Source organism: Paraburkholderia ultramafica (genome assembly GCF_902859915.1).
In the GTDB taxonomy this organism is placed as follows: Bacteria; Pseudomonadota; Gammaproteobacteria; order Burkholderiales; family Burkholderiaceae; genus Paraburkholderia; species Paraburkholderia ultramafica.
Genome location: NZ_CADIKK010000002.1, coordinates 18,579 through 40,786, shown reverse-complemented (window position 1 = coordinate 40,786; position 22,208 = coordinate 18,579). Strand labels below are relative to the sequence as shown.

Genomic DNA, 22,208 nt, shown 5'->3' with positions numbered 1-22,208 from the left:
GCCGCGTGCATCGTCGGTTCGCAACAGCACTCTTTCGCCGCAGCGCGTTTTGCGCTACTTTTGCAACGCCGGCAAGTTCAAACGGTCGGACTGACACGGCGGTACGCACACAAAATCCATCCAATCCATCATTGGAGCGATGAAGATGAGTGATGTTCACGACGGCGCGCAGAAAGACCCGATCGACCACGTTGTCCTGCTGCTGATGGAGAACCACTCGTTCGATCAAATGCTCGGCTGCCTGGACGCCGTGCACGATGGCCTGGATGGCGTACGCAACGCGGCAGCGAAATCCAACGACGACGGCAAAGGCCACACGTTCTTCCCTCGTGAGACGCGCGAGCGGCAGATGAAGCTCGATCCGGATCACGGGCACAAAGCCGTGCTGGCTCAGATCGCGGCGGACAACAGCGGTTTCGTTCGATCCTTCGCGAACGACTACCCCAACAGCAGCCTCGCCGCGCGGCAAGACATCATGGGTTATTACCCACGCGGCTTCCTGCCCGCGCTGCACACGCTGGGCGCGCAATTCACCGTGTGCGACAAATGGTTTGCGCCATTGCCGGGTCCAACCTGGCCGAACCGTTATTTCGCACTCACGGGTACGTCGAAAGGCCAGGTCGAGATGCCCGCCGGACTCGATGCGCTGAATCCGACGTGGTACACCGAGCAGGACCAGGACACGATTTTCGACCGTCTGAATGCCGCACAGAAAACGTGGAAGATCTACTTCTACGACTTTCCCGCATCGCTGCTATTGAAGAATCAGCGTCGGGCGGAGAATCTCGCCAACTATCAGCTGTTCGACACGTTCTTCCGCGACGCGGCCGGTCCCGCCGACGCTTTCCCGCAGTTCGTGCTCATCGAGCCGAAATACTTCGGCGAAGCGCAGAACGACGATCATCCGCCTCACAACATCATGAAGGCGGAGAAGCTGATCGCGGATACCTACAACGCGCTGCGCTCCAATCCGGCACTGTGGGAACGTACGTTGTTAGTCATCCTTTACGATGAACATGGTGGCTTTTACGACCACGTCGTGCCGCCTTCAAACGCGGTCGCGCCAGACGAACACACCGCGAACTTCGACTTCACCCAGCTCGGCGTGCGCGTGCCCGCCATTCTGGTGTCACCGTGGTGCGATGCCGGCGTGTGCCACGCGCAATTCGATCATTGCAGCCTGCTGAAATACCTCTGCGACAAGTGGCAACTCCCGCCGCTCGGCAATCGCACGCGGGCCGCGGCAAGCGTCGGTCTGGCGGTTCGCTCCACGGGCGTGGCGCGCACCGATACGCCGGCCTTTATCCGCGTGACCAATCAATCGTTGATCTCGGAACATGTGGAACTGGAAAAGAAGTTTTGCAACGGCAATCAGCATGGCCTGCACCATTTCGCCGATTATCTGCACGCGGAACTGGATCGATTGGCAACGAATGTCGTCGAGTCGGCTGCACAGCTTGTCCGTACCGAGAATGCGTGGGTTCGCGTCAAAAGCGCGTTGGGTTCGGCGCTGATGAGTTTCGGACAGTGGCTCAGCAAGGACTTCTATCAAGCGAAAGACCAACGCGATGCGCGCACCAGCGAGGCCTTCACGCGCCTGTCGCAATCCGTTCACGATGCCGCACGCGTGCCACTCAAAGACGCGGTCCCGCCGACGCGGCAAGGCTAGCCAACATTCGCCGGGGCGGCGTTTCCCGAACAGTGCCACATCAACGCCGTGGGGATTGGGTTGGGCCGCAAACCTTCATCAGGCGAAAGTTCCGCCTGTTTGTCTCAAATTCCGCAACAAACAATACCTGAATCGGGGATTACTCTCTCCAGGTCGCAAAATCATAATGTAATCACTGACTACGAACGAGATCGTTCGCAGCAAGACAAAAACCGAACTGGAGGTAGTTCATCATGAAATCGCTCATTCAAGCTGTTGTTATCGCCGCTGTGCTGGCCGCTCCTGTTGCTTCGTTTGCGCAGTCCAACCAGCCGGTGACCCGCGCCCAGGTGCGCGCCGAACTGGTCCAACTCGAAAAGGCCGGCTATCAACCGGGTCACGCCGACCCGCACTATCCGGCTGACATCCAGGCCGCGCAAGCTCGCGTCGACGCGCAAAACGGTACTGCACAAGCGGCAGCAAGCAGCTTCGGCGGTGTGGTGAGCGGCTCGTCGCAATCGGGCCATACGGTTCCGGCGAGCGGTGCGAAGTCGATCTACTTCGGCCAGTAAGCGGGCAATAGGCCGCCATTAAGCGGCAATTAGCTGCTCGGCGATAGGCACCGCAAGTGGCGCGCCGAACTGCCGCTCAGCGCGTCCATGAGACGCGCGCCCTGATTCAAATGAACTGGCCCGCGGCCGGGTATTCCCGATCGCGGGCCAGTTGTGTATTCGTTACCTCCGTCATCGGGCTCCCGATGACTTCGCCCGGACCTTCATGGTCTGGGCGCTTTTTTGCGGCGTTTCGATTCAGCGCCCTTTATCCGGCGCCTTCGTCGGCATCGCAACGACCTCGACAGTGGCCGGCTAGCTGTCTGATTCAGTCGTTAAACCCGGCGACAGCGTCAATCGCGCGCAACCAGATCGCCCACTTGACCACGGCCGGTGACGAGACAGCTCGACAGGAAGTTCTCGCCCTGACTGCTGGCCCCCACGTCGCCAAACCCCTTCTTCAACGCGTTCGATTTGACCAGTTCCGCGCCCTGGTGACACGTTATCGTCCCTATCTCTCCGGCTTGCGCACGCATCAACGCCCTATCCGCCATCAGATAGCCGAGCAACAGCACCACGGCAATATTGAACGCCTGTCTCATGGGTCGCCTCCTCTTTTAAAAGAGACTAACGCGAACCGGAGATGCACGGTCCTAGGGCTTTCCCGATTGATCGCTATTCAATGATGCAGATTAAGTCGGGTACTACTGCCCTGCGATCCGCGACGTGGTTCCGCGGGGTAATAAAGCCAAGCGCGCAGGCGGAAAACTTCACACGCCTCGTAGTGGGCGACATATGCACAATTCATTTTTCAATGATTAGTTGGGTGCACATCTTATATGTCTTTTCGCAACCACTACGAGATCGCTTTTTCTATTGATGCAACTGCCACGGCACTATGTTCAAAAGCGCGCTTCGATCTCCCTGATCCGCTTTTCGATTGCGTTGCACACCAGTCCGTTCGAGGGCACCAGCAGCAGCGACGACGCAATGATCTGATACACCCTATTGCGCCGCACCTTGGAAACCTTCTGCGAATCGAGCCACGCGTCGTTATCCACCAGCAGCAACAGCGTCTCCAGGCCGATCAGAATCGGCCACAGACACGCGAGCCGCAAGCGCACGGAAAACGCCGGAATCGCCAGCGTGTAGTCCAAAGCCTCGCGAAAATGATCGAGCGTCTTGCGTAGAAGCTCGACCATCAGCGGCCGCGCGCGCAGCGAATTGGCCGGCAGCAGCAGGTCTCGCGCGCTCAGGCCATGTCGATCGAGCATGCTCTGCGGAAGATAGCAGCGGCCGATCCGCAAATCCTTGCCGCAATCGCGCAGCACATTGGTCATCTGCAGCGCCTTGCCGAAACGCACACCCCGGTGCGCCATCGTGTCGGGCCGCTCCTTCAGTGTGCCCGGCATGTGCGCGTAGGTCATCGTGGTCCAGAATTCGCCGACGCAGCCCGCCACCAGATACGTGTAGCGATCGAGATCGTCGTACTCGCGCAGCGCCGCGATCTGGCCGGAACGTTCATCGGGGAAGGTGCGCAGATCGAACTCCATGCCCTCGGTCAGCGTCGATACGATCTCGCGCACGGCCTTGCGATCCGCTTCGCTCAGTTGCGCCAACACGTCGAGCGCGGGGCCGAGCGATTCGAGCAAAACCTTCTCATCCGACTGGATCTGCTGACCCGCCACTTCGTCGGCCATGCGCCGCAACAGCGCGCCGTCGTCCGTTGCGCCGTTCACCTGATCGCGCAGCGACAGCAACAACGCGAGGCGCTGCTCGGGCGAAATCAGCGAGGTGTCGGCAATCGTATCGGCCGCGCGCGCCAGCAGGTACGCGAGGCCGATCGGATCGCGCATCCCGACCGGCAGCACGCGCAGCGTGAGATAGAAGGAGCGTGAAACGCCTTTCAGGAGCGGGCCAAGAAGGAAGGCCCGGGTCGGATTCGGCATGGATTGGATCTGGTCGGTATAGGGCAAAATTCGGGCAAAAATCAGGCGCTGCCGAATTGTATACGGCCTGGCGCTCCGGCATGCGCCAGCGATTCCGCGCTGCCCCAGCAACAAGTTGTGCAGCGTCTCGCCGAACTTGCCGTTGACCGGCTTGCCGTCGTCGATATAAAGCGTGCCGCCGTTGTAGAGCGCGATGCCCACGTTATGACTGCCGCCGAACGTGTGGTTCCAGGGCAGCCAGTCGACCAGCACCGGCGGTTCCTGCGCGAACTCGGGGAAGGTTTCGAGCAGCATCTGCTGGTTGCTGCACAGCATGCGGTGCGTGGTCGGCACCGCCTTCGGCAGTTTGGTCGAACCCGACGTGAACAGAAATTTGGCGATCGCGTCCGGGCTCACCGCCGCGTGAACGGCGTCGACCGTGGTCGGCGTGGTGCGCAGCAGATCGCTGAATGAGTTCACACTGCGCGCGGTGTGCGGCTCACGCGGCAACGTGGCGGTCACGACTTCGACATCGGCCGGCACGACGGCGTCGATCGCCGTGGCGAACTTATCGTAAGCGCTCGCGAAAACCAGACCCGGCGTGAGCAGGTCGATCGTATGGCACAGCTTGCCGTAATCGCCGGACGCCAGCGCGTAAGCCGGCGAAATCGCCGCGTAAGGAATGCCGGCCCACATTGCGCCGAGCGCGAGTTGCAGATGGTCGAGATCGTTGCCCGACAGAATCGCGACCGGCCGCTCGGCGGACAGATTGCGCGCGAGCAAAGCCTGGCCGATCGCGCGTGCGCTTTGCAACGCGCTCGCGTAGCTCAGGCCGATCCATTGACCATCGCTGCCGCGACGTGCCGCCAGCCAGCGCTCGGGATGCGCTTGCGCGCCGCTTTCGAGCCGCTGCGTCATCCGCTGCGGATGCTCGCCGAGCGCTTCGGACGCGTGCAGATACCACGTATCGCCCTGCCGCCGCATGCGCAACGACGAAGCGCCGATCGTCGTCGCCCGGTACTGCGTCGGCGCAGCGGGGGTATCCGATTGTGTCGGCTCGGAATGCAAAGCCTGTCTCCTTGGAAAGGTGCCTACGCGGCGAATGTGATTATCGGCATTCTGGTGGTGACGACGCTGGGCTTGCTGGCGCAAGGCAAGCTGGTTCCCGCAACCGCTGCGCCTGCCATCTCTGCCATCTCTGCTATCTCAGCCACCTCTGCTACCTCTGCTACCTCTGCCAGGCAACCGCCTGTCGCTTCGCGTATCGCACAGGCCAGCTAATCAGCAAATGCAGCGAGACGCGTCAAGCGCCTCGCTGCCTCGCATCAACGCAACGCCATCAGAATCCGTGCAGCGACACCACAATCAACGCAGCCCCGACAACCGCCACCACGTCTTCGATCAGCGCCGCCGGCGCATCCCGTCCAAACGTACGCGCCAAGGTGCTGCGCACTTTCGCACCGCCCAACGTGCCGACCACCGCCCCTGCCGCGCCGACCACCGCGCCGAGCACCCCGACAATCCAGCCCCCCGCCAGCCCGCCATGCGCACCACTGATCGCCGCGCCACTCAACGCACCCGCCACAATGCGCGCGCCGAATTGCAGCGGCACTTTGCGGCTAGGCGTTTCCGGCAGTTGATCCGTAATCAGTTCGACGACCGCCAGCAAGGTGAAGACGTATGGCGTGGCAGTGAAGCCGAGAAACGCGAGCGGCGTGCCTTGCAGCGGCAACCATCCGAGATGCGCCGCCCAGCTGACGGCGGCGGGAGCGGTCATCGCGCGAAGGCCGGCGACGACACCGATAAGCAATGCCAGGACATACACGGACATATTGGACTCCGAATCGAGGGCAATGATGCACGGTTGGACAAGCCGACGGCTTACCTGGACGAACGTCGGCAGAATGTGTCGAGCATTTCACCTGGACAGTCAACTTCTCACCGCATCCATCGAGGCGATCCGCAGTTGCCGGCGCGGTTGCCCCCTTTCGGTGTGGCCCTAGTGTTGCACAATTCAACTGGCGAAACGCGGGCGATGGCCACTGCAAGCGGCGGCCCCACTTCGATTCATGCGTGCCGATATGCTCGTGCGTGCCGGATACGCGCGGCCGTCAGATCGACGCGGCCACCAGCGCGCCGACGTTCGCAATCGCCGCATTGCTGCGCGCCGCGTCGCCGTCCGTTTCGGTCAGATAGACGGCCACCAGCACCGGACCGCGTCCGGGCGGCCACAGAATCGCCACGTCGTTGGCGGTGCCGTGATCGCCGGTGCCGGTTTTATCGCCGACACCCCAGCCTTCCGGCAACCTGGCGCGCAGCCGCGCGCCGCCGGTTTCGTTGGCTGCGAGCCACGCCAGCAGTTGTGCCCCAGACGCCGTCGACAGATGGTCACCCAGCACAAGCTCGCGCAGATTGCCGAGCATCGCGTTGGGCGTGGTGGTATCGCGCGGATCGCCGGGAATCGCTTCGTTCAACGTCGGCTCGATGCGGTCCAGACGCGTGATGCCGTCGCCGAGACTGCGAGCGAACGCGGTCACCGCCGCCGGACCGCCGATGCTCGCGAGCAGCAGATTGGCCGCCGTGTTGTCGCTGAGCGTGAGCGCCGCCTTGCACAACTCGGCGATGCTCATGCCCGCGTCGCCGGTAAGTTCGCGGGTATGCCGGCGGGTGCCCGGCGAATTCGGCACGAGCTCGCTGGCGGAGAACACGACGCGCCGCTGCAAGTCTTCCTGGCCGCGATCCACGCGGGTCAGTACGGCGCCCGCCGCCAGCAGTTTGAAGGTGCTGCACATCGGGAAGCGCTCGTCCGCGCGCAAGCCGGCATGCAAGCTGGACGTCGTGTCGACGATCGACACCCCCAGCCGGCCGCCGCTTTCCGCCTCGATCTGCGTGAGCCGCTCATGGATCGCGTCCGCGTTGGCCAGCTCACGTCCGCGCGTCATCGCGCCCGTCTTCACGACCTTGCCCAACGCGCCGGTGCTGCAAAGCGCAACCCCAGCTATCGAAACGCCCAGCATCGCACCCGCGAACTTCCGTCTTGAGATCATCGCCGCTCCTTGTGTGAAGCCGCAACTATCGGTTCTCCAGCAGCCGCTGACAAACGATGATAAGTTAGACGACCCACAAGAAAATCTTATGCTTTTGCCATGAGACCGCATCTTCCGCTGAACGCGCTGCGTGCCTTCGAATCGTCCGCTCGACACCTGAGCTTCACGCGCGCCGCCCTCGAACTGAACGTTACCCAGGCCGCCGTCAGCCAGCAGGTCCGAACCCTGGAGGAGCGGCTGGGCACCGCGCTCTTCAAGCGCCTGCCGCGCGGCCTCGCGATGACCGACGAAGGCCTCGCGCTGCGCCCGGTCCTGACCGACGCGTTCGATCGTATCGAAGCGGTGCTCAAGCAATTCGAAGGCGGCCACTTTCACGAGGTGTTGACGGTCGGCGTGGTCGGCACGTTCGCGGTGGGCTGGCTGATGCCGCGGCTCAAGTCGTTTCGCGACGCGCATCCGTTCGTCGAGCTGCGGCTGCTGACCAACAACAACCTGGTCGATCTCGCCACCGAAGGGCTCGACTTCGCGATCCGCTTCGGCGACGGCACGTGGCCCGGTTCGCTCGCCACCCGGCTGCTCGACGCGCCGCTCGCGCTGCTGTGCACGCCGGAAATCGCCGCGCGTCTGTCGAAGCCCGACGATCTCGCCGACGCAACGTTACTGCGTTCGTATCGCGCCGACGACTGGATGAACTGGTTCAGCGCAGCCGGCATTGCGCCGCGCCCGGTTCGCGGGCCGGTGTTCGATTCGTCACGGCTGATGGTGGAAGCGGCGATGCAGGGCGCGGGTATCGCGCTCGCGCCGGCGCTGATGTTCGATCACGAGATCAACACGGGGCGCGTGGTGCGCCCGTTCGACGTGGAGGTTCACGCCGGCAGTTACTGGCTGACTTGCCTGAAGGGCAAGCCGATGACACCGGCGATGCTGCTGTTCAGTCAATGGATCGTCAAGGAAGCGGGACAACACACGCCGGACTAGCAGATCGCGGCGCGGCGATGACCATTCATCGCGGGCCGCTCGGCTTGCGGCGGAAACACGTTCCACGAACCATCGTCGTGACGAAAGAAGAAGATCGACAGCAAACCACCCGGACGCAATGCCTCAACGCAGACATAGCGTTGATGCGATGCGCGGTGGCAAAACTGCACGACGCGCGCGGGCATCGACGGGGTGGGTGCGAGCCATTTGTCGACGGCCCAGTGCAAAGTCTTTTCTGCGGCAACCATGATGCTCTCCTTGAATCCTGTCACGTTCTGAATCGCTGAATTCCGTGCTGCGTATTCACGCCAGTTGCGCGGCAACTGCGCCGCCCTTCGCACCGCTTTCGACAAAGGCCTTTACCAGACACACCAGCGCATGCACGCCGGCGCGCGGATGGCGCAAGCAGCAATGCACTTGTTCGCTGCGGCTTTCGCCGAGCAGGCACCATGCACAGAAGTGCTCGCAGTTGTTGGTCAGCAGGCGGTAGTGGTTTTCGCCGAGACGGGAGCGCGCGCGGCGCACGGCTTCGGCCCCGACGAAGCGGGCGCTCGGGGTCGGGCGGACCGACAGCGGATGGCCGGCGGCGAAACGGTCCAACTCCACTTCCTCGACCGGGCCGCGATGCGCGGAACCCGCAAAGCCCGAGTAATGAACCACGCGGCCATTGCCCACATAAATGCCGTGATGTTCGTAACCGCGCCGTTGCGCGACGAGATGCGCGCCGATCGGCAGGTCGATGGTGGACGCTGCGGCTTGGCGTGTTTCGCTGCCTTCGCTGCTCGTCTGAAGAGGGTTGGTGTTCATGGCTGGCCTCGTTTCGATTTCCAACACTGTTGCGAGATCTTTCGCATCATCCGGGCCATGCACGCGAAAGCCTTTATTTGCAGGGCTTTCAGCTCTAACGCGGGGAGTTTGGACGAAGCGAGTGTCAGCCGTGAGCCGACAGAATTCACGCCAATGTGTTGGCGCGCGGCGCTCATTCCGGGGCCGCGGCGAGCGCCGGTTGTCCGGGTAGTGAAGAGCCTGCTGAAGCCGGTTGAATGTGTTGGGTCTCACACCGGTCTGGGTCCGAGCTTGTTGGCTGCAAGCCGACCTATGAGCGCACGCGCGCCCCTGCCCTGCGCGAGCAAGAGCACGGAATCGCCGTGTAATCAAGGCGTTACGACAAAAGAAAGGACGACGCCGAAAATTGGCATGGCACTTGCGCCATCACGTCCAGATCCTTTCAAACCGCGCGCGTGACCTGCGCGGCCAACCGGAGAACGTCATGTCCTGCATCACAGTGAACGACCTCACGCTGAACCTCGCGCTCGACCGTAAAGCTATGGCGGCAATACGCGGCGGCGGTGGCGCACCATGGGTGTACGGCTGGATTCAGCCGTATGTGCGCGACACGCCGAGCATTGGACCCGTCGTCAATCTGTACGAGGTGTCCAACAACTTCTATGCTAACCAGATGATCAACCAGTTCCAGTCGGTCGATGTCCGCAACACCGGTGCGAACTCGAACATCACGGTGTCTCCCGACGCACGCAGTAGAAACGATACGGTGTAGACGTTGTGACCTGTGCCAGCCAATTTCGCTGGACGTCGTCCGCGCGTTCCGACGTCGGACGCGTCCGCGAAATCAACGAAGATGCCTGCCTCGACCAGCCCGAGCCCGGCCGCTGGGCCGTCGCCGACGGCATGGGCGGGCACGCGGTCGGTGACCTCGCGAGCCGCCTGGTCATCGACGCACTGAGCCGGCTCGCATCGCCGGTCAGCCTGAAAACGCTGATCGCCGACGCGCGCACGCGGCTGCAGACCGCCAACCGTCAACTGCGCGACGAAGCCGCGCGCCGCCAGGTGCAGCGCATCGGCAGCACGGTCGTCGTGCTGCTGGCTTGCGATCGCTTCTGCGGTTATCTGTGGGCGGGCGACAGCCGCATCTATCTGTATCGCGAAGGACAGTTGCGGCAACTCACGCGCGATCACAGCCAGGTGGAGCAGCTCAAATCGCTCGGCGTGCTGACCGACGAAGAGGCGCGGCATCATCCGGCGCAGCATATGATCACGCGCGCGGTGGGCGCCACGGACGTGCTCGAACTCGACGACGACGCGATCGAAGTCGCCGACGGCGACGTCTTCCTGCTATGCAGCGACGGCCTGAGCAACGAGCTGAGCGATGACGAAATAGTCGCGGTGCTGACCTCGGCGGAGCGCGAGAACGTCTCCGAGGAACTGGTGGAGCTGGCGCTTGCGCGCGGTGGCCGCGACAACATCACCGCGGTGGTGGTGCAGGCCGAAGACCCAGATGCGTCTGACAAAACCCTGTTGAACCCGTCGCCTTGAGGCTGCGCCTGAATACGGCGCGGCCTCCAGGTCACGTCTCACTGTCTTCCTCGTCCTGCTCGCGTTCGTCCGCGCCGTTCCTGCTCGCGGAAGCCGGTGCATTGCGGTTGCGGAAGTCCTTCGAATGCAGACCGTGCTTCTTCAGCAGCATCTGCAGATGCGAGCGGTTCATGTCGATACGCCTCGCGAGTTCCGCGACGGTGCCGCTCACCTCGCGAAGACCGCGCTCCAGAAACGCCTTCTCGGCGTCGTCGCTGGCGGCCCGCTTCGCGTCGCTCAGCGACATCAGATTCGCCACGCTGATCGGCTCCTGACCGGTCGCGCTCGCGCCGCTCGCCGCAGCCGCCGAGCCCGGCGCCGCCGGCCGTATGTCGAGCGGCAGATGATCGACATCCGCCATATCGCCGGCCAGACACGACACGCGATACATCACGTTGCGCAACTCGCGGATATTGCCCGGATACGCATAGTTCAGCAGAAAGTCCCGCAATCGCGGCGTCAATCTGACGGGCCTGCGCTTCAACGTGCCGGCCGCCTCGTCGCCGAACCATGAGATCAGCAGCGGGATTTCATCGCGGCGCTCACGCAACGGCGGCAGCGTCACGTGAATCACGCTGAGCCGGTAGAACAGGTCTTCGCGGAACTTGCCCTCTTCGCTGAGTTGCCGCAGATTGCGGTTGGTCGCCGCGACGATGCGGGTATCGACGGCAATCGTTTCGTCGGAGCCCACACGTTGAATCTCGTGCGCTTCCAGCACGCGCAGCAGTTTCACCTGACCGGCGAGCGGCAACTCGCCGATCTCGTCGAGAAAGATCGTACCCGTATGCGCGCTTTCGAATTTCCCCTTGCGATCATTCGATGCCCCGGTGAACGCGCCCTTGCGATGCCCGAACAATTCCGACTCCAGCAGATTGTCCGGAATCGCGCCGCAGTTCACGGAGATAAACGGCTTGTCAGAACGTGAGCCGTTCGCGTGGATCACCTTCGCCATCAATTCCTTGCCGGTGCCGCTTTCACCGTCGATCAACACCGGCAAGTCGGTCGGCGCCGCCTTCTCGGCGATTTCAAGCGACTCCAGCAGACGCGGATTGTCGCCGAACGTCCCTTCGAAAATGAAGCTGCGTTCGAGCAGCGCCTTCCTGCGCGCGCCGCGCGATTGATCGGCGGGCGCTTGCGGCTCGGCGGCCACCGCCGCTTGCACGAAGCGCTCCTTGTGCGAGAGCTGCATCACCTCGTCGCGCAACGAGGTGGCCTGCCTGAGCAGCTTGTCGATATCCGCGCGCTCCAGCCGCGACGACCAGCGCAACGTCGAGCGCAAAATCTCGATCCGCTCGATCAAGCCCGCATAGGAAATCGCAGGACTGGCCTCTTCAATCTGGTCGAGTATCTTCATCATCATGCACTCAACTGTTTCTGGACCAGCTGGTAATACATCCCGCCACGCTGGATCAGTTCATCGTGACGGCCCTGTTCGACAATCGCCCCTTCATATAGCACGAGAATCTTGTCCGCCCGCATGATGGTGCTGAGCCGATGCGCGATGATCACCGCCGTGCGGCCCTTCAGAATATGTTCCATGTTGCCGAGGATATTGCTTTCCGATTGCGAATCGAGTGCCGAGGTCGCTTCGTCGAATACGAGCAGACGCGGGTCGTGATACAGCGCGCGTGCAATGCACAAACGCTGGATCTGTCCGCCGGACAAACCGACCCCGCGCTCGCCGACAATCTGTTCATAGCCGAGCGGCATCTTGCTGATGAACGCGTGCGCGTCGGCCATCTTCGCGACCTCTTCGATACGGCGCCGGTCGGGCGCGTCGTCGCCGCTCGCGATGTTCTCCGCAATCGTGCCGGAGAACAGCAGATTGCTCTGCATCACGTAGCCGATCTGCGCGCGGTAATAGGTTTTATCGACCACGCCGAGGTCATAGCCGTCGATGGTCATCTTGCCCTCGGTCGGCGCATAGAAGCCGACCAGCAGCTTCGCGAGCGTGGTCTTGCCCGAGCCGCTGCGCCCGACGACCGCCACCATTTCACCGGCCTTGATGTCGAAGCTGATGTTTTCGAGCACGTACTCCGAGTCGTTCTCGCCGTAACGGAAATAAACGCCGTTGAGGCTGATATCGCCTTGCAGTTCCGGCAGCATTACGCGCGACGGCAAATCCTGCGGCTTCTGTTCGGGTTTGATATCGAGCACGTCGCCGAGCCGTTCCATCGCCACGCCTGCGTCGTTCAACATGCTCCATAAACCGACGAGTCCCATCAGCGGCCCCAACACGCTCCCCATGAACGCATTGAACGCGATCAACTGGCCGATCGTCATTTCGCGCGCCAGCACCAGATTCGCGCCGACCCAGAGAATCGCGATCGTCGTCGCGGCATTCAGCAACTGACTGCCCAGGCTAACGAGAATATTGAACGCGTGCGCGCGATACTGCAGTTCGAGCGCCTTCGCGTACTTCTTTTCCCAACGCAGACGGACCGGCCGCTCGATGCCCATGCCCTTGATGGTCTCCACGCCGGCGAGCGCTTCCATCAGAAACGACTTCGAATCGGTCGACGCAGTGAACACTTCGCGCGCATAGGCCTTGATCTTCGGTGTGGCCAGCACGGTCAGCGCCATGATCGGAATCACGAACGCGATCAACACCAGCGTCATCTTCACGTTGTAGACGAACATGATCGTGAAGTAGATAAACACCATCAGCAGGTTCAACGTGGTGGTGACGGTGGACTCGGTGAGGAACGCCCGGATCGTCTGGTTCTCCTGGAAGCGCGCGAATATATCGCCGGTCTTGCGCTTCGCGAAGAACGAGAACGGCAGCGACATGGTGTGCTTGAAGAATTGCGACATCATCGCAAAGTCCATGTTGCGTACCATGAAATTCGCGAGATACGCGCGGATCGTCGACATCAATTGCGAAAACACGTTGGCGATGATCAGCCCGCCTATCAGCAGTTGCAGCAGGCTAACGTTCTGATGCACGATCACGCCGTCGAGAATATTCTGGATGATCAGCGGCGGGATCACCCCCAGCACCTGAATCACGAAGGTCGCGAGAAACAGATGGCCAAGTATCTTCTTGTACGGCTTCAGGTAGCCGACAAAGCGAATCCACGGCGAACGCGCGGCCGACATCTGCAGCAGATCCGCGCCGCCGGTGAACATCAGGCAAGTGCCGCTCCAGCCGCGCTCGAAATCTTCAACGGTCAATTTCCTGAAGCCGAGCGCCGGGTCCGCCACCCACACGTATTCCTTCGAGAGTCCGTACACCACGACGTAGTGGTAGCCCTCCCAATGCACGATGAACGGCAGGTCGAAGCCGCGCAACGCATCGTACGTGCATTGCACGCCCCGCGCCGTGAATCCGAGCGACTCGCCCGCGCGCGCGAGGCTGTCGAGGGTCGCGCCCTGGGTCGTGACGTTGGCGAGCTCGCGCAATTTGCCGAGCGTCATCGGAATGCTGTAGTGACGGCACACCATCGCGAGGCAGGCGGCGCCGCAATCCATCTCCTCGGCCTGTTCGACCAGCGCAAAGCGCTTGATGACTTTCTCGCCGAACTCGGGCTTGCTCTGCAAGTCGAGCATCAGCGGCAACTTGCGGCGCTGTTCGAGCCGTTTTTGCCGCTGCAATTCGCGGTCGCCGTAACGAATCCGCTCGTCGAGCACTTCGCGCAGCTTCGGATTGCGTTCGAGGATGAAGTGAACCGTGCGCTCCGGAATCACCAGCAGCCGCGTGTCGGTGGTCGCCACCACCGACGCCATCTGCTCCTGGCGCATCAAACACGCTTTCTCGCCGAATATCTCGCCTTCGCCGAGCGTCGCAAGCGTGTAGTCGTGGCCTTCCTCGTGCCGGACGATGCGCACTTCGCCTTGCCGCACCACGTAGAGCCGCCGGTCGTCGCGTCCGTCCTGCCTGAGAATCTCCTTGCCCGCGGCGACCCGTTTCACGCCGACGCTGCGCACATACTCCTCGAGTTCCTCCTTGTTCAGTTTGCCGCGCAGATCGAACAACTGCGCAACGAAGCCACCGGCCGAACTGATCGCCACATAGCTCGCAACGAACGCCAACGCGGCCTGGTTGCCGGCCATCACCGGTTCGATCGCGGCGCGCGGAATGAACAGCAACTCGGTTTTCGCCGACGACCGCACCGACGCTTCGTGAACATACGTGCGCAACATCGCGATGTCCGCGAAGATCTCGCCCGACTTGCGCACGCCCATGCTGGTTTCCTTGCCGTGCTCCTCGGTGAAGATGCGTACCGAGCCCGAGCGCACCACATACAGTCCGTCGGCCACCTCGCCCGTCGAGCAGACTGTTTCGCCGAACGAATAGAAGCGTGCTTGCGCGTAGTCGGCAAGACGTTCGATCTCGTCGCGCGAGAACGGCGAGAGAATTTCCACCGAGGCGAGAAACTCGGCGGCGGACGGCGCGGTCTGGGGTGCATCCATGGGCTTGCGGACCTCGATTCGACTGGTCTTTGCGGTGTATTGAGTTAGGTGGCTTCGCTACGGTGCGAAGGACGTGGCCCGGCTAGTGCGCTTCGATCACGTGCTCCTGCGCGCGCGCAATCAGCCAGCTCTCGCGCAGCAGCCGCCTGACTTCGGCGGCCACATCTGCGTCGAGCGTCGCCGGATACTTGGCGGTTACCGCGAAAATCTCGAAGCACGAGCGATCCGCCGACGGAAACGGCCCCAGCAGGTCGCCTACCGCCGCATTGAAAATCTTCGCTTCAATATCCGGCTTCAACGAGCCGCGCAGCACCTTGCCGATCACGCCGCCCGCTTCGCGCGTATCCGCGATCGAATGCTCACGCGCCATGTCGGCGAAACTGTCGGGGTCGTCGTGCAGATACGAAATCATTTCCTTCGCCTTGCCCTCGCTGTCGAGCACGATATGGCTCACCTCGATCGCGTCGAACTTCGGCGAATTCAGCGCGAAGTAGTCGCGGATCGCGGCCTCGTTGCCGACCTCTTCGAGCATCTTCTCCTGATACAGCCCGTCGGTAATGAACGCCTCGAATTCGTCGAGACTCACGTGGAGTGCGTCGAGGTACTGGTTCATATCCGTCGCGCGATGCAGACCGCGCACGCGGCGGAACTGATCGGCGCGCTGCTGGATCTCGTCGGCGCTCACGGCAATGCCCTGCTTCTTCGCCGCATGCACCGTGAGCTTGTCGCGCACGATCTGCTCGATCAGGCTCTCGAACTGGCCAGTCAGTTTCAGAAGACGAACGAACTCGGCCACGTCCACGACTTCATCATCGATACGCACTATCGCGGTCATCTCATCGACTCCTTTAATTGACGTGTGATCGGCACGCTCAACCCGCCACCTGCCTGAACGGGTCGAGACCCAGATCGATCAGGCGCCGCTCGCGCACCACGATCTCCGCGCTCGCCGTCATGCCGTAGCGCAACGGGTAACGGGTGTCGGCGATCTGGTAGTAGTTTTTGTCGAGCGTGACGCGGCCCTCGTAGACCGGCTGCTTGTCCTGCAGCGACGGTTTGGTGGCCGGCGAAATATAGGCGAGCGTGCCGTTGATCAGCCCGTAGCGCTGGTACGGAAACGCATTGAATTTCAGCTTGACCGGCAGGCCTTCGTGCAGAAAAGCACGATCGTGTTCGGCGATTTCGATCTTCAGCACCGGCCGCGCATCTTTCGGCGCGATACCGCCGAGCGGCGCATTCGCCTGAATCTTGTCGCCGCGCTGTGTCGACGTCACGTCGGTGATGACGCCCGAGACCGGCGCGAGGATCAGCAGGAAATTGTCTTTGTCGATGTTCTCGAAGCGGATTCGCGCAGCGGCTTCGGACACGAGGCGTGCGGTCTGCAATTGCAGCCGCAGCTTGTCTTCCGCGTCGGTGATATCGCGCACCGCCGAGTCGTATTGAAGCTGCAGGTCAGTGGTCTGCTGGCCGCTGGTTTCGAGTTGCGCATTCGCCTGCGCGTATTCATGACTCAGGCGGAAGTCCAGTTCCGCGAGCTTCGATTGCGCGACCCGGTATGCGTTGTCCGCTTCCAGCGCGGCAGTCCGCTTCTGCTCGACCTGCAATTCGGCGATGCCGCCACCACCCGGCTGCGCGAACAGCTTCGAGTAGCGGTCCAGTTCCTGACGCGCCGCCTCGCGCGTGCGGCGCGCGTTGTCGAGGACGCTGCGCGCTTCGTCGAGTTCGGCCTTCTGTCCTTCGGCGAGCTTGGTGGTGCCTTCAGAGACGCGGTTTTCGTGCAGACGTGATTCGACTTCCATCTGCGCCTTCAGCGCGGCGGCCTTGCGCTCCATTAGCGCCTTCTTCTGCGGGAACTGCTTCCAGTCGCGCTCGGCGTCTTCGAGTTTGAGTTGCGCTTGCAGCGCATTGCTCGCCGCCTCGATCGCGCCGCGCGCATTCAGCCGCGCCAGCACGTCGCCTTTCGACACCGGCTGGCCCTCGGCGATATAGAGGTCCGCCAGCTCGCCGTCGATCGGTGCATAAATGCGGCGCACCTCCGATTCCGGCGACAAGGTTCCTTGCGCGCTGACGATCACATCCGCGCGACCGACGAACGACCACAGCAAGCCGGCCACCACCAGCGCGACCATCGCCCAGATCAGCGCGCGCGCAAGCCGCACCGGCTCGGCGGTCAGGATCGCGATGCCTTCTGCGCTGTGATCCTCCAGCGCTTCCGACAACGGTCTAGGGTGATTGTCGCGCTTCACTCTGCTCGCCTCCGATCAACGCCAGCTTCGCCTTCAGCAGTCCCGGGTCCAACACCATGCGCAACTCCGTCAGCGAACGGCGCTGCAAATTGGTTTCTGCTTCGATATCCGCGAGCAGGCGGTCGAAGTCGGCGGGATGGTCGGCCTTCAGTTGCGTATAGATGCGCATGCCCTGTTGCGCGGACGCCTGCGCATCGGACAGCAGACGCGCCTCGCTGCGAAAGCCCGGCGAGATGCCTGCTTCAAGCCGTTGCGTGCCGCCGATCGAACCACTCGCGCGATATTGTTTCCACAGGCTCTGGGCGCGCAGCAACAAGTCTTGCGCGCGCGCCAGCGCTTTATCGTGCAGCGCGGCGACGTCTTTCTGGATCGACTGCGCGAACCACGCGTCCGCCTGCGGGTCGAGACTCGCGTAGAACGACAGCAGGCGCTGGTCATAATCCTTGCTGCCGCGGGTCTTCTGCAAATCGGTGTACTGGTCGAGCAGCGCCTTCTTGTGCGCCGCCTCTGCTGCGAGCACGTCGGACCACGGGCCGGCAGGCATCGCCTGCAAACCGGCCAGCGCCTGCTGCGCGTCGCCGCGCAGCCAGGCCGCGCTCACCGCGTCGTGACGTTGAATCACGTCCGCGGAAGGCAAACGGCTCGCCGCCAGTTGCTGGAACTGCGCCTGAAACGGCGGAGTGCTAAAGCGCACCGACTTCAGCATCGCGAGCAATGGCGTCAGTTGACGGCTGAGCGCGGCATTCAGCAAGTTGGTGTACTGACGCAAATCCTCGCGCACCCGATCGAGGCCTGAGAGACGCGGGTAGCGCTGCGCGTAATCGTCGAGCACGGGCGGCAGCGCGTCGGGTTTGTCGCGTGCCAGTTCGGTGCGAATCACGCCGTTGAGCCGGTCGATCGCGGCGACGTACACCGAATCGTCGCTTTCCAGTTTGCGCAGATGACTCAGCGCCTGAGCATACGGCTCGGCAAACACCGGCACGTATGACGCGATCCGGTCGAGCGCGCGCTGATGATTCTTCGCGTCGTCGTCCCAGCGTTGCAGCAGGTTGTTGATGGTCGACTCGTCCGCGTACATGCGGATCGGCGCATCCACGCCGCCGCGCGCCGCCACGAAGCGTTCCAGATCGCCCACCCACTGCAATTCGCCGACGAGGGACGTGGCGTCCGCATTATTCGCACTCAACGATCTCATCTCGTTGAGCAGCGCATCGGCCTGATCGAATTGCGCTTTTTCCAACGCGCTCAGCCAGCCAGGGAGTTTCGCCTTCAGCAGCGCTTCGCTGGCGAGCGCGCTGACTTTCGTGTCCGCCGGATGACTCGCCAGATAGCCCTTGGCCGCCGTAACCGCGCTGGTGTAATCGCCGCTCGCCAGCAGGTTCTTCAACTCGCGCTCCGACGAACCATGCAGGTAAAGCGTCACCGCGAGCGCCGCCAGTACGGCGACGCCCGCGCCGCCCCATCCCGCGATACGTCTCACGTTCGGGCGGTCGCCGTCCGACAAGGTCTTGCCGAGTTCGCTCACAATCAGCCGCCAGCGTTGCGGTTTGCCCTTCGCGGCGGTCGCGCTGCCGGAGCCGCTCGCGGCACGCGCGCCGCCGGTGGTGCTCGCGCCATGCGCGGCGCTCGTGCCGCTCGCCGCTTTGCCGACATGTGCCGCTCGCGCGGCCCCGCCCTGCGCATCCCGCTTCGCGTGCGCTGAGACGCGCGACGCCGCTTCGTTGACTTCGTCTTCGCGTTGTAGCGCCGGGTCGACGCAAAAGATATCGAGGAACGAATGCGCGGCGCCCACGAACGTGGTCTTGTCGGCATCGGCCGCATCGTCGACGGCTGGATTGAGGAATAGCTGGGTCACGGTGGGCTCGACGTCCTGGGGGTTCTGCAGCGACACCCTGTAGACGAAGTGGTCGCCGCCAAATGCAACGACGTCGCCGTCCGCCAGCGGCAGTGCGGATTCATCCAGGCGCTTGCCGCCGACGAAGGTCCCGTTGGTGCTGCCGAGATCCTCGACATAGAGCTCGCCGCCCTTCAGAAAGATGTGCGCGTGGCGCCGCGAGATGTAATTGACCTGATGCGGATAGCGCTCCTTGTAGCGCGAAAAGACGTCGTCCGCCTTGCTGACGAGAAACGGAAATGCCTTCACCTCGATCGGCTGCAAGCCAAGGTCGTCGCGCTGCGGCACCAGCAACAGGCCCGGCGCGGACGGTGCGCTGGCGGCCGCCACGATACGCGCGCGCGGCTCGATGCTCACCCGGTAGCACAGCTCGCCGCCGAAGCACAGTTCGTCGCCGGCCCGCACGCGCGCCGGCGTTTGCCGCACCGCGACGCCGTTCAGCGCCGTGCCGTTCTTGCTGCCGAGGTCGGCGACATAGACTGCGCCGTGCTCCGTGAAAATGCGCGCATGACGGCGCGACAGACGCGCGATCCGTTCGGCGGGGTAATCGGTGAACGGCGCTTCGCTGCGCCCGATTGCGAACAGGTTGTCGACGATCCGGATCGCGTCGAGCGCCGGACGTTGCGCGGACGCAACCGGTGACAACACCACGTCGAAGGCAGCGTCCACTGTCGTGCGTATCTCAGCAATCGGAGCTTCGCCGGTGGCCATTTTATCTGGATCACTAAGCGTTTACCCGTTGCGACGAGCGCGCAACGGCAACGGGACGAACGACGACGGCGGAACGATATTGTTGTGATGAGCCGCGTAAAAGCAGGCTCCTTAAGGATTGTAAGTCACGCATGGCGAGTGTCAATTTTCAGATCATCGGTCATGAAGGCAGGCAACGCATCATCTACAGCCGAAATACCCCCGCTGCGCGCCACCTTGCGGATTAGCTCAGTGCTCCTTTACTTCCGCCTGTACGTCGACGCTCGGCCAGCCGCCGCCCAGCGCCTTATAGAGGAACACCGTGTCGGACAGAATCAGTTGATGGTTGGCGAGCAGATCCAGCTGCGCTTCAAGCAAGGTCCGTTCAGTTTCGAAAACTTCCAGTTGCGACACCACCCCAAGGCGCAATTGCGATTGAATCTGATCGGCGACGATTTGCAGGCGCGCCACCTGCTGTTGCAGTTCCACGCGCTGCGCCTTGTGTGAACTCAGATTGACCAGCGCGTTCTCCACTTCCTCGAACGCGCCCATCACGGCCACGCGATACTGCTGCTCGGCCACCGTCGATTGCGCCTTGGTCACCTGCACGTGCGCCCGCACGCCGGGATCGAGCAACGGAATGTTGATACTCGGCATGAAGCCGTACGTGAACGATTTCAGCAGGTCGGTCAGCGCGAAACTCGCGGTGCCGGCGTGCGCGGTCAGGCTGATGGTCGGCAATTGAGCAAGCTTGGCCTGGCCGACGAGGTTGTAGGCCTCCAGCACTCGGAACTCCGCCGCCACCACGTCGGGACGCCGCGCGAGCAGTTGCGCGGGCAAGCCTTCCGGCACCACCGGCAGTTGCACGCGCTCCTGCAAATGGCCCTGGGGCAATTGAAACTCGCCTGCGGGCACGCCGATCAGCGTACACAGCGCGTTATTGGCGAGCGCGCGCGAGCGGCGCAGTTCGAGCAACTGATTCGTCAGGCGGTTGATTTCCGCCTGCTGGCGCAGCACCTGCGTTTGCGGGATGAGGCCGCTGCGGCGCTGGCCGTCGTAGATCGTGAGGATCTGTTGGTTCGTGACGAGCGTTTTCTGCTGCTGATCGATCTGATCGTCGAATTGCAGAATCTGGAAGTAGGTGCTGGAGACGTTCGCCACCAGTTCGAGATATCCGGCGCGCCAATCCGCTTCGCTGGCGTGAAATTCGGCCTTTTGCGCCTGCACGCCTTTTTCGACTTTGCCCCAGATATCGATGTCCCAGTTCACCTGGGCCGCGACGTTGTACTGCTTGGAGAAGGTCTGACCCGTGGTCTTTTCGAAATCGGCGCCGGCGCCGAGATCCATGGTCGGCAACGCACCCGCTTTGGCTTCGCTGATCTGCGTGCGGGCGACTTCGATACGCGCGGCCAGCACCCGGATGTCGAAGTTGCCGCCAATCGCTTTGGCGATCAGCGCGTCCAGATACGGATCGTGGAAGCCTTTCCACCAATCGGGCTCGATGGTCGCGGCAGCCGACACGCTCGCGCCTTTCTGATCCGACCACGACGCTTTGGCGGGCGTGTCGGGGCGCTTGTAGTCGGGCATGCTGACGTCGACGCACGCGCACAGCGACAGCGCGCATACCGTGGCCGCGCAGACGCCGCGCATCGCAGCGCCGACGTGACGCCGGGCGCTCGCGTGTGCCGGCTGAATTGCGCCGCCGTGCTGCGCCGATGCCGTGAAGAAAAAGCGCTGACGGACCCATGAATCAAGCAACGCTGACACGATTGTCTCCGATGACACCCAATTCGCTGCACGAAGAGGACGCACCTTTAAGTAAAGCATCTCCTGCGCGGCTTCACCATCGAAGCGGGGCAAGAAGGTCGGCGCGGGGATCGGGCGGTGACGCGAGGAGGTGCGTGACAAGAACGATCGAATTGGAAATCTTTTTGAGTAACCAGCCAATGCGGGGGGAGCCCGCGGAGGCTGTCGGGCCTCCGCGTTGGTCTGCGCCGCTCAGTTGGGCATGTAGATGTTATTGCTCGAGCTCACATGCGGGTTGAACGTGTTCGTGGCACCCGTGACGAACGCTGTGTTGTTGCCGTTCTGAATGTTCATCGTCGTGCTGATCAGCTGACTCGCGTAGACGGTCCTGCTGTTGTTCGGCGCATACATCGGCATGAAGTTGAAGTACAGCGGGGGCATAAAGTCGTTACCGGCGCCGCCGCGCACGGTGCGCATGACCTTGCTGTCGAGTTGTTCGGTGACGGACAGGTCTTTGAGAGTCAGCGTGTTCATGGTCAATCTCCTGGGAAGAAAACCTGCACAGTCTTGTGGTTGGTTCGAGCAACTTGTCTGCTCGAGTGTCACTAACGCATGGGCTGTGCCAGGATTGCTTTCCGATCCTGAGAGAGATCCAGAAACGCTGTAGATAAAGGGCCTTGCGGATGATCTATCG

Annotated in this window: 18 protein-coding genes and 1 pseudogene; 5 read left to right on the top strand and 14 right to left on the bottom strand. The window is 62.6% G+C overall.

Going from position 1 to position 22,208, the window contains the following annotated elements; genetic code table 11:
• Positions 1-145 precede the first annotated feature (145 nt).
• Positions 146-1,669: an alkaline phosphatase family protein gene (locus tag HV744_RS02195; protein WP_175147933.1), complete on the top strand. Its 1,524-nt coding sequence runs from the start codon at positions 146-148 to the stop codon at positions 1,667-1,669.
• 233 nt (positions 1,670-1,902) lie between these two features.
• Positions 1,903-2,220 carry a DUF4148 domain-containing protein gene (locus tag HV744_RS02190; protein WP_175147932.1) on the top strand — a complete coding sequence of 106 codons (318 nt, stop codon included), beginning with the start codon at positions 1,903-1,905 and terminating at the stop codon, positions 2,218-2,220.
• A gap of 332 nt (positions 2,221-2,552) precedes the next feature.
• Here the strand turns inward: HV744_RS02190 and HV744_RS02185 are convergent, their stop codons facing one another.
• The 5 genes and pseudogenes from HV744_RS02185 to bla form a co-directional block, all read right to left on the bottom strand.
• On the bottom strand, positions 2,553-2,801 hold the full coding sequence (locus HV744_RS02185) for a hypothetical protein (RefSeq protein WP_175147931.1): 249 nt from the start codon (positions 2,799-2,801) through the stop codon (positions 2,553-2,555).
• A gap of 300 nt (positions 2,802-3,101) precedes the next feature.
• Positions 3,102-4,148 (bottom strand): squalene/phytoene synthase family protein, encoded by a 1,047-nt coding sequence (locus HV744_RS38210; protein ID WP_175148194.1) that lies wholly within the window; start codon positions 4,146-4,148, stop codon positions 3,102-3,104.
• 165 nt (positions 4,149-4,313) lie between these two features.
• Positions 4,314-5,045: pseudogene (locus HV744_RS38205) on the bottom strand (AMP-binding protein); the annotation flags it as partial.
• Positions 5,046-5,466: 421 nt separating this feature from the next.
• The gene (locus HV744_RS02170) at positions 5,467-5,958 is read right to left on the bottom strand and encodes a DUF4126 family protein (RefSeq protein ID WP_175147930.1); all 492 of its coding nucleotides are present in this window, start codon (positions 5,956-5,958) and stop codon (positions 5,467-5,469) included.
• 280 nt (positions 5,959-6,238) lie between these two features.
• Positions 6,239-7,174: a class A beta-lactamase gene (bla, locus tag HV744_RS02165; protein ID WP_175147929.1), complete on the bottom strand. Its 936-nt coding sequence runs from the start codon at positions 7,172-7,174 to the stop codon at positions 6,239-6,241.
• 99 nt (positions 7,175-7,273) lie between these two features.
• On the opposite strand from bla, the gene HV744_RS02160 reads away from it, so the two are divergent.
• Positions 7,274-8,152, top strand: a complete 879-nt coding sequence (locus HV744_RS02160; protein WP_175147928.1) for a LysR family transcriptional regulator — start codon at positions 7,274-7,276, stop codon at positions 8,150-8,152.
• Here HV744_RS02160 and HV744_RS02155 read toward each other — a convergent pair.
• Complete coding sequence (locus tag HV744_RS02155; protein ID WP_175147927.1) at positions 8,149-8,400, bottom strand: hypothetical protein; 252 nt, start codon at positions 8,398-8,400, stop codon at positions 8,149-8,151. The genes HV744_RS02160 and HV744_RS02155 overlap by 4 nt on opposite strands.
• A 55-nt stretch (positions 8,401-8,455) precedes the next feature.
• The gene (locus tag HV744_RS02150; protein WP_175147926.1) at positions 8,456-8,959 is read right to left on the bottom strand and encodes a lecithin retinol acyltransferase family protein; all 504 of its coding nucleotides are present in this window, start codon (positions 8,957-8,959) and stop codon (positions 8,456-8,458) included.
• 463 nt (positions 8,960-9,422) lie between these two features.
• Here HV744_RS02150 and HV744_RS02145 point away from each other — a divergent pair, with 463 nt between their 5' ends.
• A complete protein-coding gene (locus HV744_RS02145) occupies positions 9,423-9,710 on the top strand; it encodes a hypothetical protein (protein WP_175147925.1) in 288 nt (95 codons plus the stop codon).
• A 5-nt stretch (positions 9,711-9,715) separates the two neighbouring features.
• Entirely contained in the window at positions 9,716-10,486 is a 771-nt protein-coding gene (locus HV744_RS02140) for a PP2C family protein-serine/threonine phosphatase (protein ID WP_175147924.1), read from the top strand.
• 31 nt (positions 10,487-10,517) lie between these two features.
• Here HV744_RS02140 and HV744_RS02135 read toward each other — a convergent pair whose 3' ends face one another.
• From HV744_RS02135 to HV744_RS02105, 7 genes are all read right to left on the bottom strand, one after another.
• Positions 10,518-11,882: a sigma-54 interaction domain-containing protein gene (locus tag HV744_RS02135; protein ID WP_175148193.1), complete on the bottom strand. Its 1,365-nt coding sequence runs from the start codon at positions 11,880-11,882 to the stop codon at positions 10,518-10,520.
• The gene (locus HV744_RS02130) at positions 11,882-14,938 is read right to left on the bottom strand and encodes a peptidase domain-containing ABC transporter (protein ID WP_175147923.1); all 3,057 of its coding nucleotides are present in this window, start codon (positions 14,936-14,938) and stop codon (positions 11,882-11,884) included. Before HV744_RS02130 ends, HV744_RS02135 begins: the two co-directional genes overlap by 1 nt.
• A gap of 82 nt (positions 14,939-15,020) precedes the next feature.
• Positions 15,021-15,773: a peptidylprolyl isomerase gene (locus tag HV744_RS02125; RefSeq protein ID WP_175147922.1), complete on the bottom strand. Its 753-nt coding sequence runs from the start codon at positions 15,771-15,773 to the stop codon at positions 15,021-15,023.
• 37 nt (positions 15,774-15,810) lie between these two features.
• The gene (locus tag HV744_RS02120; RefSeq protein ID WP_175147921.1) at positions 15,811-17,184 is read right to left on the bottom strand and encodes a beta-barrel domain-containing protein; all 1,374 of its coding nucleotides are present in this window, start codon (positions 17,182-17,184) and stop codon (positions 15,811-15,813) included.
• A complete protein-coding gene (locus HV744_RS02115; RefSeq protein WP_175147920.1) occupies positions 17,162-19,789 on the bottom strand; it encodes an FHA domain-containing protein in 2,628 nt (875 codons plus the stop codon). The genes HV744_RS02120 and HV744_RS02115 overlap by 23 nt, the downstream gene beginning before the upstream one ends.
• A 228-nt stretch (positions 19,790-20,017) precedes the next feature.
• Complete coding sequence (locus tag HV744_RS02110) at positions 20,018-21,535, bottom strand: efflux transporter outer membrane subunit (protein WP_425497666.1); 1,518 nt, start codon at positions 21,533-21,535, stop codon at positions 20,018-20,020.
• A gap of 231 nt (positions 21,536-21,766) precedes the next feature.
• The gene (locus HV744_RS02105) at positions 21,767-22,048 is read right to left on the bottom strand and encodes a hypothetical protein (RefSeq protein WP_175147919.1); all 282 of its coding nucleotides are present in this window, start codon (positions 22,046-22,048) and stop codon (positions 21,767-21,769) included.
• Positions 22,049-22,208 lie beyond the last annotated feature (160 nt).

What these genes read in the sequence shown, in the direction of transcription:
- HV744_RS02195 (WP_175147933.1), top strand. Translation starts at nt 146, where the DNA reads ATGAGTGATGTTCACGACGGCGCGCAGAAAGACCCGATCGACCACGTT.
- HV744_RS02160 (WP_175147928.1), top strand. Translation starts at nt 7,274, where the DNA reads ATGAGACCGCATCTTCCGCTGAACGCGCTGCGTGCCTTCGAATCGTCC.
- HV744_RS02130 (WP_175147923.1), bottom strand. Translation starts at nt 14,938, where the DNA reads ATGGATGCACCCCAGACCGCGCCGTCCGCCGCCGAGTTTCTCGCCTCG.
- HV744_RS02185 (WP_175147931.1), bottom strand. Translation starts at nt 2,801, where the DNA reads ATGAGACAGGCGTTCAATATTGCCGTGGTGCTGTTGCTCGGCTATCTG.
- HV744_RS02115 (WP_175147920.1), bottom strand. Translation starts at nt 19,789, where the DNA reads ATGGCCACCGGCGAAGCTCCGATTGCTGAGATACGCACGACAGTGGAC.
- HV744_RS02145 (WP_175147925.1), top strand. Translation starts at nt 9,423, where the DNA reads ATGTCCTGCATCACAGTGAACGACCTCACGCTGAACCTCGCGCTCGAC.
- HV744_RS02190 (WP_175147932.1), top strand. Translation starts at nt 1,903, where the DNA reads ATGAAATCGCTCATTCAAGCTGTTGTTATCGCCGCTGTGCTGGCCGCT.
- HV744_RS02155 (WP_175147927.1), bottom strand. Translation starts at nt 8,400, where the DNA reads ATGGTTGCCGCAGAAAAGACTTTGCACTGGGCCGTCGACAAATGGCTC.
- HV744_RS02135 (WP_175148193.1), bottom strand. Translation starts at nt 11,882, where the DNA reads ATGATGAAGATACTCGACCAGATTGAAGAGGCCAGTCCTGCGATTTCC.
- bla (WP_175147929.1), bottom strand. Translation starts at nt 7,174, where the DNA reads ATGATCTCAAGACGGAAGTTCGCGGGTGCGATGCTGGGCGTTTCGATA.
- HV744_RS38210 (WP_175148194.1), bottom strand. Translation starts at nt 4,148, where the DNA reads ATGCCGAATCCGACCCGGGCCTTCCTTCTTGGCCCGCTCCTGAAAGGC.
- HV744_RS02150 (WP_175147926.1), bottom strand. Translation starts at nt 8,959, where the DNA reads ATGAACACCAACCCTCTTCAGACGAGCAGCGAAGGCAGCGAAACACGC.
- HV744_RS02105 (WP_175147919.1), bottom strand. Translation starts at nt 22,048, where the DNA reads ATGAACACGCTGACTCTCAAAGACCTGTCCGTCACCGAACAACTCGAC.
- HV744_RS02125 (WP_175147922.1), bottom strand. Translation starts at nt 15,773, where the DNA reads ATGACCGCGATAGTGCGTATCGATGATGAAGTCGTGGACGTGGCCGAG.
- HV744_RS02170 (WP_175147930.1), bottom strand. Translation starts at nt 5,958, where the DNA reads ATGTCCGTGTATGTCCTGGCATTGCTTATCGGTGTCGTCGCCGGCCTT.